The 14,412-nt window shown below is 56.6% G+C and carries 15 protein-coding genes; 9 read left to right on the forward strand and 6 right to left on the reverse strand.

From position 1 onward, the window contains the following. Positions 1–337 precede the first annotated feature (337 nt). From araA to ACP26L_RS13480, 7 genes are all read left to right on the forward strand, one after another. The gene (araA, locus tag ACP26L_RS13450; RefSeq protein ID WP_426453165.1) at positions 338–1,828 is read left to right on the forward strand and encodes an L-arabinose isomerase; all 1,491 of its coding nucleotides are present in this window, start codon (positions 338–340) and stop codon (positions 1,826–1,828) included. A gap of 207 nt (positions 1,829–2,035) precedes the next feature. After that, a complete protein-coding gene (locus tag ACP26L_RS13455) occupies positions 2,036–3,037 on the forward strand; it encodes an aldose 1-epimerase (protein ID WP_426453167.1) in 1,002 nt (333 codons plus the stop codon). A 186-nt stretch (positions 3,038–3,223) separates the two neighbouring features. Continuing rightward, positions 3,224–3,706 carry a DUF4385 domain-containing protein gene (locus tag ACP26L_RS13460; RefSeq protein ID WP_426453169.1) on the forward strand — a complete coding sequence of 161 codons (483 nt, stop codon included), beginning with the start codon at positions 3,224–3,226 and terminating at the stop codon, positions 3,704–3,706. 278 nt (positions 3,707–3,984) lie between these two features. Continuing rightward, positions 3,985–4,182: a GapA-binding peptide SR1P gene (locus ACP26L_RS13465; RefSeq protein WP_426453171.1), complete on the forward strand. Its 198-nt coding sequence runs from the start codon at positions 3,985–3,987 to the stop codon at positions 4,180–4,182. A gap of 235 nt (positions 4,183–4,417) precedes the next feature. Next, positions 4,418–6,892, forward strand: coding sequence for a beta-mannosidase (locus ACP26L_RS13470; protein WP_426453173.1), 2,475 nt, complete (start codon positions 4,418–4,420; stop codon positions 6,890–6,892). 184 nt (positions 6,893–7,076) lie between these two features. Next, positions 7,077–9,062 (forward strand): methyl-accepting chemotaxis protein, encoded by a 1,986-nt coding sequence (locus tag ACP26L_RS13475; protein WP_426453175.1) that lies wholly within the window; start codon positions 7,077–7,079, stop codon positions 9,060–9,062. Between the two features lie 164 nt (positions 9,063–9,226). Then, on the forward strand, positions 9,227–9,580 hold the full coding sequence (locus ACP26L_RS13480) for a hypothetical protein (RefSeq protein ID WP_426453177.1): 354 nt from the start codon (positions 9,227–9,229) through the stop codon (positions 9,578–9,580). 153 nt (positions 9,581–9,733) lie between these two features. Here ACP26L_RS13480 and ACP26L_RS13485 read toward each other — a convergent pair whose 3' ends face one another. The 5 genes from ACP26L_RS13485 to ACP26L_RS13505 form a co-directional block, all read right to left on the reverse strand. Beyond that, on the reverse strand, positions 9,734–9,958 hold the full coding sequence (locus ACP26L_RS13485) for a hypothetical protein (protein WP_013916249.1): 225 nt from the start codon (positions 9,956–9,958) through the stop codon (positions 9,734–9,736). 298 nt (positions 9,959–10,256) lie between these two features. After that, on the reverse strand, positions 10,257–10,859 hold the full coding sequence (gene clpP / locus ACP26L_RS13490; protein ID WP_426453180.1) for an ATP-dependent Clp endopeptidase proteolytic subunit ClpP: 603 nt from the start codon (positions 10,857–10,859) through the stop codon (positions 10,257–10,259). A 58-nt stretch (positions 10,860–10,917) separates the two neighbouring features. Beyond that, entirely contained in the window at positions 10,918–11,265 is a 348-nt protein-coding gene (locus ACP26L_RS13495; protein WP_426453182.1) for a hypothetical protein, read from the reverse strand. Continuing rightward, entirely contained in the window at positions 11,249–11,929 is a 681-nt protein-coding gene (locus ACP26L_RS13500) for an ArsR/SmtB family transcription factor (RefSeq protein ID WP_426453184.1), read from the reverse strand. The genes ACP26L_RS13495 and ACP26L_RS13500 overlap by 17 nt, the downstream gene beginning before the upstream one ends. A 148-nt stretch (positions 11,930–12,077) precedes the next feature. Further along, a complete protein-coding gene (locus ACP26L_RS13505) occupies positions 12,078–12,419 on the reverse strand; it encodes a winged helix-turn-helix transcriptional regulator (RefSeq protein WP_426453186.1) in 342 nt (113 codons plus the stop codon). A gap of 105 nt (positions 12,420–12,524) precedes the next feature. On the opposite strand from ACP26L_RS13505, the gene ACP26L_RS13510 reads away from it, so the two are divergent. Both ACP26L_RS13510 and ACP26L_RS13515 read left to right on the forward strand, forming a co-directional pair. Then, positions 12,525–12,917, forward strand: a complete 393-nt coding sequence (locus ACP26L_RS13510; protein WP_426453187.1) for a RidA family protein — start codon at positions 12,525–12,527, stop codon at positions 12,915–12,917. A gap of 165 nt (positions 12,918–13,082) precedes the next feature. Continuing rightward, a complete protein-coding gene (locus tag ACP26L_RS13515; protein WP_426453189.1) occupies positions 13,083–13,232 on the forward strand; it encodes a PDZ domain-containing protein in 150 nt (49 codons plus the stop codon). A 229-nt stretch (positions 13,233–13,461) separates the two neighbouring features. On the opposite strand, the gene ACP26L_RS13520 is transcribed toward ACP26L_RS13515, so the two are convergent. Next, positions 13,462–14,322, reverse strand: a complete 861-nt coding sequence (locus tag ACP26L_RS13520) for a formylglycine-generating enzyme family protein (protein ID WP_426453191.1) — start codon at positions 14,320–14,322, stop codon at positions 13,462–13,464. Positions 14,323–14,412: the final 90 nt, after the last annotated feature.

Genomic DNA, 14,412 nt, shown 5'->3' on the forward strand with positions numbered 1-14,412 from the left:
CAGCCGTCCTTCTTTTTGCTTTTGCAGGGCGAATCAGAACGTTGGAGATAAGCTATCGAGCTCACGGAAGCTTATGAACTCGTAGGAGCCGTTCCTTTCAGGATGGAGCCGGGCATCCTTGTCAGGGACAGGTTTGGGAAAGGGAAGCAAACAGCAAACTGCTTATTGAAATGCGCGCCGATTGCGAGTACAATAAGGGTGAAAGCAGTTGTACGTACAACATTATGCAATGCATAGGTATAGCCCCCGGTTACAAGGGGTGTTCCGGATAATGTTCGTACATATGAATGCGCTTAAGAGGAAAGACTCGCATTGATAATCCAAGGAGGACTCATTCATGGTAAACGTTAAGCCTTATGTATTCTGGTTTGTGACTGGCAGCCAGCATTTGTACGGACCTGAGACGCTGAAGGAAGTGGACGCCCACTCCCAGGTGATTGCGGAAGGGCTTGACCGCGATGCGGCGATCCCATACAAGGTAGTATTCAAACCGGTTGTGACGACACCGGAAGACATCCGCCGCATTTGTATCGAAGCGAACTCCGATGCGGAGTGTGCAGGGATCATCACATGGATGCATACGTTCTCCCCGGCCAAGATGTGGATTGCCGGTCTCTCCGAGCTCCGCAAGCCGCTGCTTCACCTGCACACGCAGTTTAACCGCGATATCCCATGGGATACGATCGATATGGATTTCATGAACCTGAACCAGGCCGCCCACGGTGACCGCGAGTACGGCTTCATCGGCGCCCGTATGGGCATCTCCCGCAAGATCGTCGTCGGCTACTGGGAGAACGCGGAAGTGCTCGGCCGCATCGGCGGCTGGATGCGCACGGCGGTGGCGTTCGCGGAGAGCCGCACGCTGAAGGTGGCCCGCTTCGGCGACAACATGCGCCAAGTGGCCGTAACCGAAGGCGACAAGGTGGAAGCCCAGATCAAGTTCGGCTGGTCGGTGAACGGCTACGGCATCGGCGATCTCGTGCAGCGCGTCAACGACGTGTCCGACGCGCAAGTGCGCCAGCTGTTCGACGAGTACACCGAACGCTATGAGCTTTCCCCGGAAGCCCGCGCGGCAGGCGCAATCCGCAGCTCCATCGAAGAGCAGGCTCGCATCGAGCTCGGGATGAAGGCGTTCCTCGAAGAAGGCGGCTTCGGCGCGTTCACGACGACATTCGAGGATCTGCACGGCATGAAGCAGCTTCCCGGCCTTGCGGTACAGCGCCTCATGGAAGCCGGCTACGGCTTCGGCGGCGAAGGCGACTGGAAGACCTCCGCGCTCGTACGCCTCATGAAGATCATGGCGGGCAATGAAGGCACGTCCTTCATGGAAGATTACACTTATCACCTGGAAGAAGGCAACGAGCTCGTACTGGGCTCCCACATGCTCGAGATCTGCCCAACGATTGCGGCTACCCGTCCGAAGCTCGAAGTACACCCGCTCGGTATCGGCGGCAAAGCGGATCCGGCGCGTATGGTGTTCGACGGCCGCTCCGGCTCCGCGATCAATGCGTCGATCATCGACATGGGCAACCGCTTCCGCCTCATCGTCAACGAAGTGGAAGCCGTTCAGCCGGAGAAGGCGATGCCGAAGCTGCCGGTGGCTCGCGTCCTCTGGAAGTGCCAGCCATCGCTGCGCGACGGCGTGGAAGCCTGGATCCAGGCAGGCGGCGCCCACCACACCGGCTTCTCCTATGTGGTGAAGACCGAGCACATGCTGGACTTCGCCGAGATGACAGGTATCGAGTGTGTCGTCATCGACAAGAACACGACGCCGGTCTCCCTTCGCAATGAGCTGCGCTGGAGCGACATCGCCTGGAAGCTGCGTTAATTCGAACCCGCGTTCCCAGGGCTAACAAGGCCGTCCTCTCTACCGTTTCTTTTACGGGCAGAGAGGCGGCTTTTGTCGGTATGTTGGCTTCTTTATCTTTTCTAACCGATCAGAGTTGTCCGTACACGGATAAACTTGGTAAGATACAGAAGTCAGGACGCTCTTATATTCCATTCCAAGATACGAAGAAGCAGGAGGTAACCGATCATGACGACTCAACCGAAGGCCTACCAGGGCGATTATCAGGGGGAAGCGGCCGTATGGCTGCAGGCGGGCCCGTACGAAGCGGCCGTGCTGCCGGGCGTGGGTGCCAACCTGATCGCACTGCGCGAGACCGAGAAGGGGTACAAGATTCTGCGCGAGCCGGAAGCCGGCGAGATGGAAGCGTTCAAAGCTAACCCCGGCGTGCACGGCATCCCGGTGCTCTTCCCGCCTAACCGCTATGTTGACGGCAAGTTCCCGTGGAACGGCCGCACCTACGAATTCCCGGTGAATGAACCGGCCACGGGCAATCACCTTCATGGGTTCCTGCACACGATCCCTTGGACCGTGGAGAAGTTCGGCAGCGATGAGACCGAGAGCTGGGTCGTGCTGAACCAGAAGGTGTCCGAAGGCCACTCCGTGCACCGCTACCTGCCGCATGAATTCACGATCCGCCTGCGCTACACGCTTGGCGAGTCGGGGCTTCTGCAGCACGTGTCCGTACATAACGACGGGGAAGAGCTCCTGCCGTGCCTGCTCGCATTCCATACGGCGATCAACGCGCCGTTTGCTCCGGAGAGCACGCCGGACGATGTGACCTTCTTCGCGACCATCGGCCAGCGGTGGGAGCTCAATGAGCGAATGCTGCCGACCGGCCGCTTCCAGGAGCTGACTCCGGAGGAAGAGCAGCTGAAGAAAGGCGGCGTGTCCCCTTACTTCGCGGCGATGGACAACCACTACACCGCGGCTGCGCAGAACGGCCGCAACCGGATGGAACTTCGGGACCACAAGGAAGGCGTCACGCTCGTATACGACGTCGGTACGTCCTACAAGCAGTGGATGATCTGGAACAACGAGGCATCCCGCAAGTTCTTCTGCCCCGAGCCTCAGGTGAACCTGGTCAACGCGCCAAGCGTCGATCTGCCGGCCGAGGAGATCGGTCTGTTCGCCCTGGAGCCGGGTGCGGTGTGGGAAGAAACGTCGCGTCTGTACCTCATTCGTAAATAAGCAGCAGTTAGCATGCATCCGGCCCCGCCGGGTGCATTTTTTTATGTACAGGTCAAGGGCAGGCAACAAAGTGTGAGGGTTCCAGCGGCTTGAGCCCCTTGCGGCAGCGACCCGAGCGTCGGATAGGCGTGAGGAGAGCAGTACATGGCCGGACGGGTAATAAAGGAGACCAAAGGAGGGATAACCATGCTTCGATCCTTCGATTATTCGCTGGATTATGCCCGTCTCGATCTCCGGAAGCATCCGGAGCTATACCAGGTCGGCCGTGGGGAACAAGGCGTACTGCTTGTGGAGCCCTACAAGAGCGAGATTCTGCCGCACTGGCGCTTCAAGACCCCTGAGATCGCGAAGGCCTCCTCCGAGAAGATCTACGCGATGTTCCTGGAGTACAAAGCCCACGGGGATTTCGTCGGCATGGATATGGCCCGTAAGTTCCTGCAGATGGGCTACACCCGTGCAAGGCGATATGCCAATCATCCCGGCGGACGCAAATACTCAGAGGAAGACGGGACCGTGCTGCCATACGAACTGAACCCGGTGAAGGCCGAGGCGGCTGCGATCTTCAAGAAGAAGTGGAATCTGGCGAAGTCCGATGAGGACTATGTAAGGATGAAACGGGAGCACCGGGAGCGTTATGAGCAGGGCAGGGAGGGAGAGGGAGAGCACTAAGCTGAGAAAGGCGGATTCCAGATCAGCCTTGAAGGATGCTTGTCACTGGTGCGTCCGGAAGACAACTGTAATCGGTATATAAGGATTTTTAGGACCAGAAGGGTCCTTTTTTTGTGCATCGATTGCAGCTATTTAGATTTAATGATGTGTATTATATAAAATAAATTACGCATTATATATGGCCAAATGTGGAAAGGTTGTGGTATAGTAAGGGTAAGAAATCGAACGGCTCCCGTTGGCGGACAGCTGCGGGGCCTAACCTTAAGGAGGCGGAGCAGATGAATCGAAGCGAACTGCTGGAACAGGGGAATGGCGCTGCACCGGAGCTGGGGACGATTGTATGCAAGCATTGTGAGGGTGTAATGGATACGCTGCCGACCCGCAGGGTGCAGGTATTCTACGGGGAGTGCGAGGACTGCCGCTCCACGGGGCTCAAGCTGACCGGGATTGCGGCACAGCAGGCCTATTGCAGCTAGCTCGGAGAGGGATAGAACTACATACCATCAGCTCGCTGCAAGCGAGTGAGGCTGTATCCCGATGGAAGCTCCTTTGTGTAAGCGCAGCAGAACGCCAGAGGATATACCCGAACATCCTGAGCTCTGATCCCCGGCGGATCAGGGCTATTTTGTCTGGCTTCCTCATACAGTGTAGGACAGAAGCGGTTGTCCTCTGGCAGAACGGGGGATCAACCTTGGGATGGGGGAGCTCGGGATGAAAAAGATACAGGACTTGAACGGCACCTGGCGAATGCGCCGCCGGGGGGAGGATGCATGGATGGAAGCGATAGTGCCGGGGTCCGTCTTCACCGATCTCCTGCGGGCTGGACGGATGAGCGATCCGTTCTACCGGGATCAGGCGGATCAGGCGATGGAGCTCGCCCAGCACGCTTACGAATACCGCAAGAGCTTCTCGGCGGATGCGGAGCTGCTGTCTTCCGAGCGGGTGCTGCTCGTCTGCGAAGGGTTGGATACGCTCGCACAGATCCGCCTGAACGGCCAGCCCTTGGGGGAGACGGACAATATGCACCGCTGCTATTCCTTCGATGTGACGGAGATGCTCTGTCCCGGCATGAATACGCTACAGCTTTCGTTCCGCTCGGCGCTCCTCCATGTCCGGCAGCGTCATGCAGAGCATCCGGTCTGGTGCACCACCGTCGGTGTGGTCGGCGGCTTCAACCAGATCCGCAAGGCGTCCTACATGTTCGGCTGGGACTGGGCCCCCGTGCTCCCGGACATGGGCATCTGGCGGGATATCCGGCTGGAGGGTTATTCCGCAGGGAGGCTCAGCGATGTCCTGGTCACGCAGTATCACGCACCGGATGGGGAAGTAAGGCTTGCCGTGCGAATCCGCAGCACCCTGTGGAATGCAGAGGGAGTGCTCGCGGCTGTGACGCTGACGAGCCCTCGGGGAGAGGTGCTTCACCGGAGCGTACAGACCTGCAGCGGAGAGGAACTCATCGTGGATGTACCGGTTGCAGATCCCGAGCTGTGGTGGCCGAACGGATATGGGGAGCAGCCGCTGTATGAGGCGGCCGCCGTGCTGCTCGGATCCTCCGGGCAGATACTCGATGAACGAAGGCTGCAGATCGGGCTGCGGACGATCATCTGGCGGAGGGAGCCTGACGCCTGGGGCGAATCGTTCGAATGCGTAGTGAACGGGATCCCTATCTTCGCCAAGGGCGCCAACTATGTTCCGCAGGACAGCCTCATCAGCCGCTGCACTCCAGAGCGGACCGAACGGCTCATCCGGGATTGTGCCGAGGCCCATTTCAATATGCTGCGCGTGTGGGGTGGGGGCTATTTTCCAGAGGATGCATTTTACGACCTCTGCGACCGGTACGGGCTGCTCGTCTGGCAGGATCTGCTCTTCGCCTGCGCGGCTTACGAGATGACGGACAGCTTCACGGAGAATATCGAGCGGGAAACGGCGGACAATGTGATCCGGATCCGGCACCATGCCTGTCTTGCACTGTGGTGCGGCAACAATGAGATGGAGTGGGCCTGGGTGGAGTGGAGCCTGCCGAAGGCGGGCAAGCTCCGTTCGGACTATATTAAGCAGTTCGAGATGGTGCTGCCCAAGGTGGTGAAGACCCACGATCCGCAGACTCCCTACTGGCTGGCCTCGCCCTCGTCCGGCGGCGGATTCGATCATCCTAACGATCCTTCACGCGGCGATGTGCATTATTGGGATGTGTGGCACGGCACGAAGCCGTTCACCGATTACCGCAGGAATCTTTTTCGCTTCTGCTCGGAATTCGGCTTCCAGTCCTATCCCGACCTCAAGACGGTGGAGAGCTTCTCGCTGCCGGAGGACCGCAACGTGTTCTCGTATATCATGGAGCGCCACCAGAATCATCCCGAAGCGAACGGCAAAATCATGAACTATCTCGCACAGCTGTTCAAATTCCCGAAGGATCTCGATTCGCTGATCTATGCCTCGCAGCTCGTGCAGGCGGAAGCGATCCGGTACGGGGTGGAGTATTGGCGGCAGCATCGCGGGATCTGCATGGGCTCCCTGTACTGGCAGCTGAACGATTGCTGGCCCGCCGCCTCCTGGTCGAGCATCGACTATTATGGGCGGTGGAAGGCGCTGCATTATGCGGCCAAACGGTTCTACAGCCCTGTCTGTGTCTCCGCTTCCGAGCGGGATCTCAAGGTGGAGCTCCATATCACCAACGATACACGGGTGCCCGTGGAGGGGATGCTCGAGTGGCAGCTGCGGGACCATCGCTCGAGGGTGCTTCAGGAGGGAGGGGTGTGGACGACGGCAGGGGAGTTGGCCTCGTACTGCCCTCTTCAGCTCGACTTCGACGGCGAGCTGACAGGTCCCGAGCGCCGGCGCAGCTATCTGGAGTTCCGCCTGCGCAGCGGGGAAGGGGAGGTGCTCAGCCGGGGAACCGTGCTCTTCGTGCCCTCCAAGCATTTCGAGCTTCTTTCTCCGCGGCTGACCGCAGAAGTGGAGGAGCACGAACACAGCTTCCTGGTGCGGGTGCAGTCCTTATCGTTTGCCCGTTATGTGGAGCTGTCGCTCCGGGAGGCGGACGGCATGGCCTCGGACAATTACTTCGACCTGTCGGCAGGCGAGCCGAGAGAGATTCTGTTCGCCAAGGACCGGTTGTCCGTACCGCTCAGCCTGGAGGGCTTCCGGGAACAGCTGCGCCTGCGCAGTCTGATCGACATCGAATGAAACGTGCCTGCCGCAGCCCCGGGAGGCTGGCAGTAATCCCCGCTCACAACATTTCAGAAGGCTGCCGATATAACCTCTAGCTTGATACCAACAACAAGAGGGAGCTTGGAGCCGTATGAAACATACTGCCAAGGGCATAATTAGCAGAGCGAGGAATACTTCGCTGCGAGTGAAGCTACCGATCATGATCAGTTTATTGGTCATCGCCGCGCTGCTCGCCACATCGATTACAACCTACTTTTATTCATCCAATCTCATACTCCGTAAAAGCAAAGATGAAATCAACGCCATGGCGGACCGCCTCGGGGAAGGACTCTGGACCTCCCTTCTGCTGGAGGAGCAGGCGACCTTCCTCGTTTCGAATCACAGCACATTCCGTGACCTGCTGAAGCTTCGGGAAGCGGGCACCATGACGGATGCGGAGTTCTTCTCCGCACGCAACCCTTATTTTGACAAGTCGAATGAGACCCTGAAGTCCAGCCTGGAAGGGGCCAAGGATACAAGTTCCTACTTGATTCTGGATACCAAAGGGATTATTGTGTCCGCCACCAACCTCGAGAACATCAACCAGTCGCGGGCAGACCGTGAATATTATACAGAAGCCCTGAAGGGAAAAAGCTTTGTCAGCGACGCCATTGAGTCCAAGAGCAGCGGAAAAATCCTGCTGGCCTTTTCCGTGCCGATCAAAGACAGCGACGGCCGCATCCTGGGCGTATTCGTCACAACCGTAGACAGCCAATTTTTTGTGGGCAAGCTTGGTAATATAACGATCAATGGGGAAGGCGGCATCGAAATTCTCAGCCGCGGCGGCACGTTCCTGTACAGCTCCAAGGATTCCTCGCTGATCGGAACCAAGCTGGAGGCGGAAGAATTCTTAAAGGACCGCGCGGTCGGGGATATTAAAATCGTGAGTATGGATCTGGACGGTCAGTACCTGCGGATCAATAAAATTCCCGGGGCCGATCTGACGATCACCGTCCTCGATACGTACGCAGACATCGAGCGGCCGATTAACGATATGTTTACCGTGATTGCGATCATTACCCTGGTGATTATTCTGGCCGCCATCGGCTTCGGTCTGCTGCTCTCCCGCTACATCGCCAAGCCGCTTACCGAGCTTGCGGGTCTGTTCAAGCAGCTTGCTTCCGGAGACCTCACGGTGGAGGCCGGGAACCAATATGACGGCGAGTTCCAGGTCCTCTCGGACAGCTTCAACAGCATGGTGCGTCAGAACAAGGAACTCATCACCCAAATGAACCAATCGATCGAGGTGCTCTATACCAGCACCAATGAACTGGAGGCCTCCTCGAAGCAGACGGCTGCTTCCATCAATGAAACCTCGGTGACGTCCGTTGAAATCTCCAAGGCGATGGAATCCCAGTCCCATGATACGGAGCATATCGTAGGGAAATTCTACGGCTTCGGCGAAAAGTTCGGATTGATGAGTGCGAAGGCGCGCTCGGTACAAGAGCGGGCGGAGGAAATCATCGGCGTCTTCCATACGAGCAGCCGCGTGGTGGATGAGCTGAGCCATATCAATGAGCAGAATGAAACTCAGGTGCAGCGCATTTCGGCAATTACCGGGAAGCTTCAGGAAAGCTCGGATCAAATCAGCTCCATCACCGGTGCGATCAGCGATATCGCCAACCAGACGAATCTTCTGGCACTGAACGCTTCCATTGAAGCCGCTAGAGCAGGAGAGCACGGGCGGGGCTTCTCGGTCGTCGCCTCGGAGATCCGCAGGTTGGCGGAACAGAGCTCGCAGCAGTCCAGCGAGATTTATGCCATCATCCAGCAGAACCTGGCTTATGTGGCGGAGAACAATGAGAGCGTCTCTGAAATTCGTACGATTGCACTCAAGCAGGACCAGTTTGTAGGCGAGACGCAGGGGGCGTTCCAGGCGATTCTGGAGAAGATTACGGAAATCGCCGAGCAGATCAAGAGCATGACGGAAGAAGTCTCCCGCATGGAACGGGATAAGGATGAGGTACTCGAATCCGCCCAGAGCCTCTCGGCTTCCGGAGAAGAAGTGTCCGCATCGGTAGAGGAAGTGACGGCTACCATGGTGGAGCAGTCGGCAACGGTTCAGCAGCTGGCGGAGATGGTTCAGACGATCGACAGCCTGACTAAAGAGCTTGCGGCGGCAGCCTCCCGGTTCAAGATAGAGTAGCGAATCACACATCGAATAACGGTCTAGGAAGGGGCTGCAGCTGCAGTTCCTTCTTTTTTTGTACCTGCTTGGCCAAGGGGTTAAGAAAAAGGGTTGCAATTCGTATTATTCGGGGTATAATACTAGGTATAAAGGTGAAGGTATTCGGAGAGGGGATTCCAGAGATGTTCATAACAGCAAAGAAAGATTGGGAGCAGGCCTGGGTGGATGACTATCTGGATCTCCTGAATCTGGCGAAGCAGCTTCACGATACGGAATGGGAGCAGGAACTGCTGCAGACGCTCCGCGAGTACAAGCGCCATTCAGGCGCTGAAATTCATTACAGAATGAAGCAGGAGCTGTGGCGGAGATTCGACGAGATCAACCGGCGCATGCTGGAGCTGTATGATAAGCTGAAATCCAATCGGGATGGGACGGAGAACTGGCTTCTACAGGAGCAGGTGTGGGACCTGAAGCTTGAGCGCATTCAAGTGATGCGGCGCATTCATTCGGTGGAGCCGGGGATGCCTGCAAAATAAAAAAAGGCATGCGGTCAACCGCTCTGCCATGGGTCATGAGGTTATAAGTTCCTGCAAAAGCATACAGTGGTCTGTTCTGCCAAGTTGCTCTTCGGTTCCTTGAAGGTAGGAGTTCAAGGGGCCGGCACTCGAGCGGGGTGGAGTAGGGATGAATTACTTCGAAACCTGCTCCATCTTGCGCATGGTTTCCATCATCGACGTCATCATTTCGTCGCACTGCTGCATCTTCATCATCATGCTGTTCATGTCCATGCAGTCGGTCATGTTCATTTCATTCATGGTGTTCATCATGGTCTTCATACAGTTCATCTTGCCCATCATGTCTTCCATACACATCGTCATCATCATGTTCATGCACATTGATTCCATCTTCTCCACAGTCAATTCCTCCTCGGTTTTTCTTTCGTTTGGTTTGGGATAAAGAATTAGCATACAGAGGACTGTTCTGCGACTTCTCTATTAAAATACTACAGGATCTTCCAAAGTACAAGCTATTTTTGAAGAAAAGGATAGAATTTTTGATAGCATGTCGATAACCTACCATGCCTATTTTTCAGATCGGAATAAACAAAAGAACCGTACAGGCTGCAGCAAGCAGGCCTCCTGTACGGTTCTTTTGTATGGTTTGGATTCGGTGAGCGGCCGTGAGCCACAGGCGGAGAAGTGCGTCCCTGTCTTAGCTGGCCGCGCCCGTTCCCTGTACGGAGTGCAGCACCTTGTCGATCATGCCGTAGTCCAGTGCGGCGGGGGCGGTCATGAAGTAGTCGCGGTCCGTGTCCCGCTCGACCTTCTCGTAGGGCTGTCCCGACCGCTCGGCGATGATCCGGTTCAGCAGCTCGCGGGTCTCAACGATCCGCTTCGCTTGGATATGGATATCGGACGCCTGCCCTTGGGAGCCGCCGTGAGGCTGGTGGATCATCACCTCGGCATGGGGCAGGGCGAAGCGCTTGCCCGGTGCTCCGGCGACGAGCAGGACTGCAGCCATGGAAGCGGCCATGCCCACGCAGATCGTAGATACGTCAGGCTTGATGTACTGCATCGTATCCAGGATCCCGAGGCCTGCCGTGGTGGATCCGCCCGGCGAATTGATATACAGGTGGATATCTTTGTCGGGGTCCTCGGCGGAGAGGAGCAGGAGCTGGGCGATGATGGAATTGGCGACCGCATCGTCAATCGCGCTGCCGAGGAAGATGATCCGGTCCTTCAGCAGGCGGGAGTAAATATCGTATGAACGCTCTCCGCGTCCGGTCTGCTCGACAACCATCGGAATATAGTTCATCGTAAGCCCTCCTTCATATGGGAAAACTGTGCAGCCGTGTTCGCCTGTTCAGTGCAGACTATGCAGCCAGGCAGGCCTTGATCTCCCCGGAGCCGCCTTGGCCCGAACGGATGACGTGCGGGGAGACGGTGCCGAAACCGGAAGAGACCATAATCAGCCACTGCGCGGCTCCTTCCTTCTGCTGCCCGGGAAGGGCCCAGCGGGTGACTGCGGCTTCCCGGGCGGGGGCAGCCGCTTCCTTGCGTTCGCGGTAAGCGTCCAGGTCACTCACTTGTCCCCGGTCCGGCGCAGCAGGCTCCACGGCAGAGCTGCCGCTTGATTCCCAGACAACGGCAGGCTGCGGGGCAGCCTCTTGCTGCGGATGCTCTGCAGCGTCTTCCAGGTGCTTCTCAGGCTTGTGTTCCATTGACACTACTCCTCCTTTTCTTCGGTACGGGCTTCCCGGCGGACGCCCCGCCGTCGGACACGCCGTCACCGGATGTGCGGCCGGCCGCCTCCGGATAGACCGCCACCACGACCTGGTAGGCGCCGGATTCAGCGTTCCCGCTGTACTTCTCCGTCAGCTCCCGAACCAGCCGGGCATACTCTTCCACGAAGGCCTGCCGCCGCTCCGGTGTACCCAGCTCTACCTGGAACTTCAGCGTGGCGCTCGGCACTTCCTCGCCTTCATCGGACTGTTCCATGAGAAGGAGGGCGTCCTGCTTGATCCGGTCGGCGGTGCCGATCAGGTGGGCGAGAGACCCCTGATCCTTCAGTTTACGCACCGTCTCGGGCTTCATGCCCAGGCGCTCCGACAGGACGAAGCTCCGGGCAATGCTCTGGTACAGGACCTCCACCAGGTTGCGCACCTGCCGGGAGCCGACGCGGCGCACCAGACCGGCCTTCTCGAGCGCCTTCAGGTGGTAATTGATCCGCTGAGGCGCCTCTCCGATGGCCCTCGCGATCTCGGCCGCAGAGCCCGGCTCCGCCAGGCGCGCCGCGATCTCGGCGCGAAGCGGGTTGAGCAGCACCATCGCCTGCTCCGGTGATTCGATCAGGACACTGTCCGGGATCGGTTCGTGATGGGTCATAGGGCATCATCTCCACAATAGATACGGTTTACGTAAAACAATATTATTACGTCAGGAAAGTATTGTCAAGGCCTCAAGTTGACCTATTACGAATTGAGAAACAATTACGCTGCAGCCTGGCAAGAAGCACGCAGTTCCCATTCAGAATCTAATTACGCTGGTTTTTGGCCCCCCACTCACACAACTGCTCCAGTACGGGTATTAGGGTTTCCGCTTTATCTGTGAGACTGTACTCGACTTTAGGGGGAACTTGGGGGTACTCTTTCCGTTTCACCATCCCGTCCGCTTCCAATTCTTTCAGTTGTGAACTCAGCATTTTATATGTAATCGCTCCGATCTGTCTTTTCAGATCATTAAAGCGAACCGTTTGATTTTCTGCGAGGAGGTACAAAATAACCATTTTCCATTTTCCGCCTATAATGGACAGCGTATAACCGAAAGGTGTATCTTCCATATTTTTAACTTTGCCTTTATATTCCGCCATACCCATATGTACACTATCCTTTCCGGTAGCACCTATCAAAAAAGTGCGTACTTTTTTTATGGTTTGCGTTCATTTTATACTAACCTTACTTTGAACTAAAGGAGAGGTAATATGACGAACACGAAAACCTACAATCACGGTGTTGCGTGGGAGGAAGCTTTCGGCGTGGCCCAAGGGTACAGCGTCAACGGCACGATCTACATTGCAGGGCAATTTTCCCACGATATGCAGGGCGAGTTCGTTGGTGAGGGGGATATCGAGGCACAGACCCGGCAGACGCTGGAGAACCTCGATCGTGTGCTGGCGGGTTTTGGCGTCACAAGGTCGAACATCGCGGAGATGGAGATCTTTTTGACAAACCCGCAGGAGCATTTCGAGCAGTGCGTCGCTCTATTCAAGGAATATGTGGGGGACCACCGGCCGGCCGGCACCCTCATCGGCGTGTCGGGTCTGGCCTTCCCTCACCAGCTGATTGAAATACGCGCCGTCGCGCACACGGACTGACCCGGTCACAGCGGCCGGGCTTCGAATAGGCGCGGCGCCCCTGGCGCAAGCGGATCTGCAACAGGAAAGTCCAGGTTGGTGCCGGTGAAATCTGCTTGTCCTACCGGCAGACGTTGCCGAAGGTGTCGTAATTGAGCGCAGCATGCCCGCGAGGTCATTACCGCATTGGATGGCCAGCCGGTCACGAGCACCAGCGAATTCCGCCAATATTTATTCGCCGAGAAGAAGGTAGGCGATACGCTTCAGGTCACCTTCTACCGCGGAGCGGAGCAGCGGACCGTCCGGCTGGCGCTGACGGACAATCTGCAGATGTAAAACCAGGTGCCTGCCACAGAAAAATCCGGCAGATCGGAGAGACACAGCTTGCAAAGGCTGTGTTTCCGATCTGCCGGATTTTTGTCGTATGCAAGGGGGCTCGCCGGGGCAGGCAGCCTCCGGTGCATTCGGAGGCGATCCGCCGACGCTTTCGACGTCAATGTGCCGTCTCTTTCCGGTTTCGGATTTGCCGCCCCGCCATCCGGATGAGTGAGGAAGTCGAAGCAAGCTATTCCCCCCGACTCACACGAAATCCTTGGTCGGGGCCCAGGCCATTGGCCTCAAACTTGCCCCGATAAGTGATCTCGCTGCTGCGGACGTCGCCGAGCCAACCGCCACCCTTCACAACCCGGTAGACACCGCTGTCACGATCCTGGTCTCCGTACCAATTCCAGCACCATTCCCTTACATTACCCGACATATCGTAAAGCCCCAGCTCGTTGGGCTTCTTACCACCGACTGTTTTTGTTTGATTATGGTTCTTTTCTATGATAGGCCAGTTCCAGTCCCCGGTTAAGTATTGATCTCCGGCATTCTTCCAATACCATGCTGCTTCATCCGCATTATTGCTTCCGCTGTAGGTGTAACTCTTGCTCATCTGACCTCCGCCTGCAGCATACTCCCACTCGGCTTCGGTAGGCAATCGGTACCCATTTGCTCCTTCATTGATCGTTATTGTCCATTTTACATGATCGTTATCACTGTGATTATTCGGGTCTTGTTTATTCTTATCTATATGGTAATAAGGCTGTAAACCCTCTTTTATGCTCCTTTGATTGCAGTACTCCACAACGTCATACCAGCTGACCCTTTCTACCGGCAGATGGTCGCCTATGAATTGCGAGGGATTACTTCCCATGACCTGCGTCCACTCTTGTTGAGTAACCTCATATTTGCCGATATAAAAGTTCGGCAGGATGGCGCTTTTTCCATAGTAGTTGGACTTGTTGTTCGTAAATTTCCCACCCTGGACCCATACCAGGTTATCATTCGGTTCAGGCTTTTTACTGTGTTCAGGCTTTTCTTGCGAACAAGCACTGACAACAACGAGGATGGCTATGAATAAGACAATGAACAGCTTTTTCCTCATGAATAAATCTCCTTTAAAACTGAGGGATCGGATAGTATGCATCTCTTGTTAAATCAAATAAGACTGCCGGCTGTGAGACCGGCAGCCCTT

It is taken from the genome of Paenibacillus sp. S-38, assembly GCF_049942825.1.
Lineage (GTDB): Bacteria > Bacillota > Bacilli > Paenibacillales > NBRC-103111 > Paenibacillus_G.

Excerpts from the sequence above, each read along its gene's own strand:
- ACP26L_RS13495 (WP_426453182.1), bottom strand. The coding sequence starts at position 11,265 with ATGGAACACAAGCCTGAGAAGCACCTGGAAGACGCTGCAGAGCATCCG.
- ACP26L_RS13465 (WP_426453171.1), top strand. The coding sequence starts at position 3,985 with ATGAATCGAAGCGAACTGCTGGAACAGGGGAATGGCGCTGCACCGGAG.
- ACP26L_RS13520 (WP_426453191.1), bottom strand. The coding sequence starts at position 14,322 with ATGAGGAAAAAGCTGTTCATTGTCTTATTCATAGCCATCCTCGTTGTT.
- araA (WP_426453165.1), top strand. The coding sequence starts at position 338 with ATGGTAAACGTTAAGCCTTATGTATTCTGGTTTGTGACTGGCAGCCAG.
- ACP26L_RS13470 (WP_426453173.1), top strand. The coding sequence starts at position 4,418 with ATGAAAAAGATACAGGACTTGAACGGCACCTGGCGAATGCGCCGCCGG.
- clpP (WP_426453180.1), bottom strand. The coding sequence starts at position 10,859 with ATGAACTATATTCCGATGGTTGTCGAGCAGACCGGACGCGGAGAGCGT.
- ACP26L_RS13505 (WP_426453186.1), bottom strand. The coding sequence starts at position 12,419 with ATGGGTATGGCGGAATATAAAGGCAAAGTTAAAAATATGGAAGATACA.
- ACP26L_RS13510 (WP_426453187.1), top strand. The coding sequence starts at position 12,525 with ATGACGAACACGAAAACCTACAATCACGGTGTTGCGTGGGAGGAAGCT.
- ACP26L_RS13455 (WP_426453167.1), top strand. The coding sequence starts at position 2,036 with ATGACGACTCAACCGAAGGCCTACCAGGGCGATTATCAGGGGGAAGCG.
- ACP26L_RS13500 (WP_426453184.1), bottom strand. The coding sequence starts at position 11,929 with ATGACCCATCACGAACCGATCCCGGACAGTGTCCTGATCGAATCACCG.
- ACP26L_RS13475 (WP_426453175.1), top strand. The coding sequence starts at position 7,077 with ATGATCAGTTTATTGGTCATCGCCGCGCTGCTCGCCACATCGATTACA.
- ACP26L_RS13460 (WP_426453169.1), top strand. The coding sequence starts at position 3,224 with ATGCTTCGATCCTTCGATTATTCGCTGGATTATGCCCGTCTCGATCTC.
- ACP26L_RS13480 (WP_426453177.1), top strand. The coding sequence starts at position 9,227 with ATGTTCATAACAGCAAAGAAAGATTGGGAGCAGGCCTGGGTGGATGAC.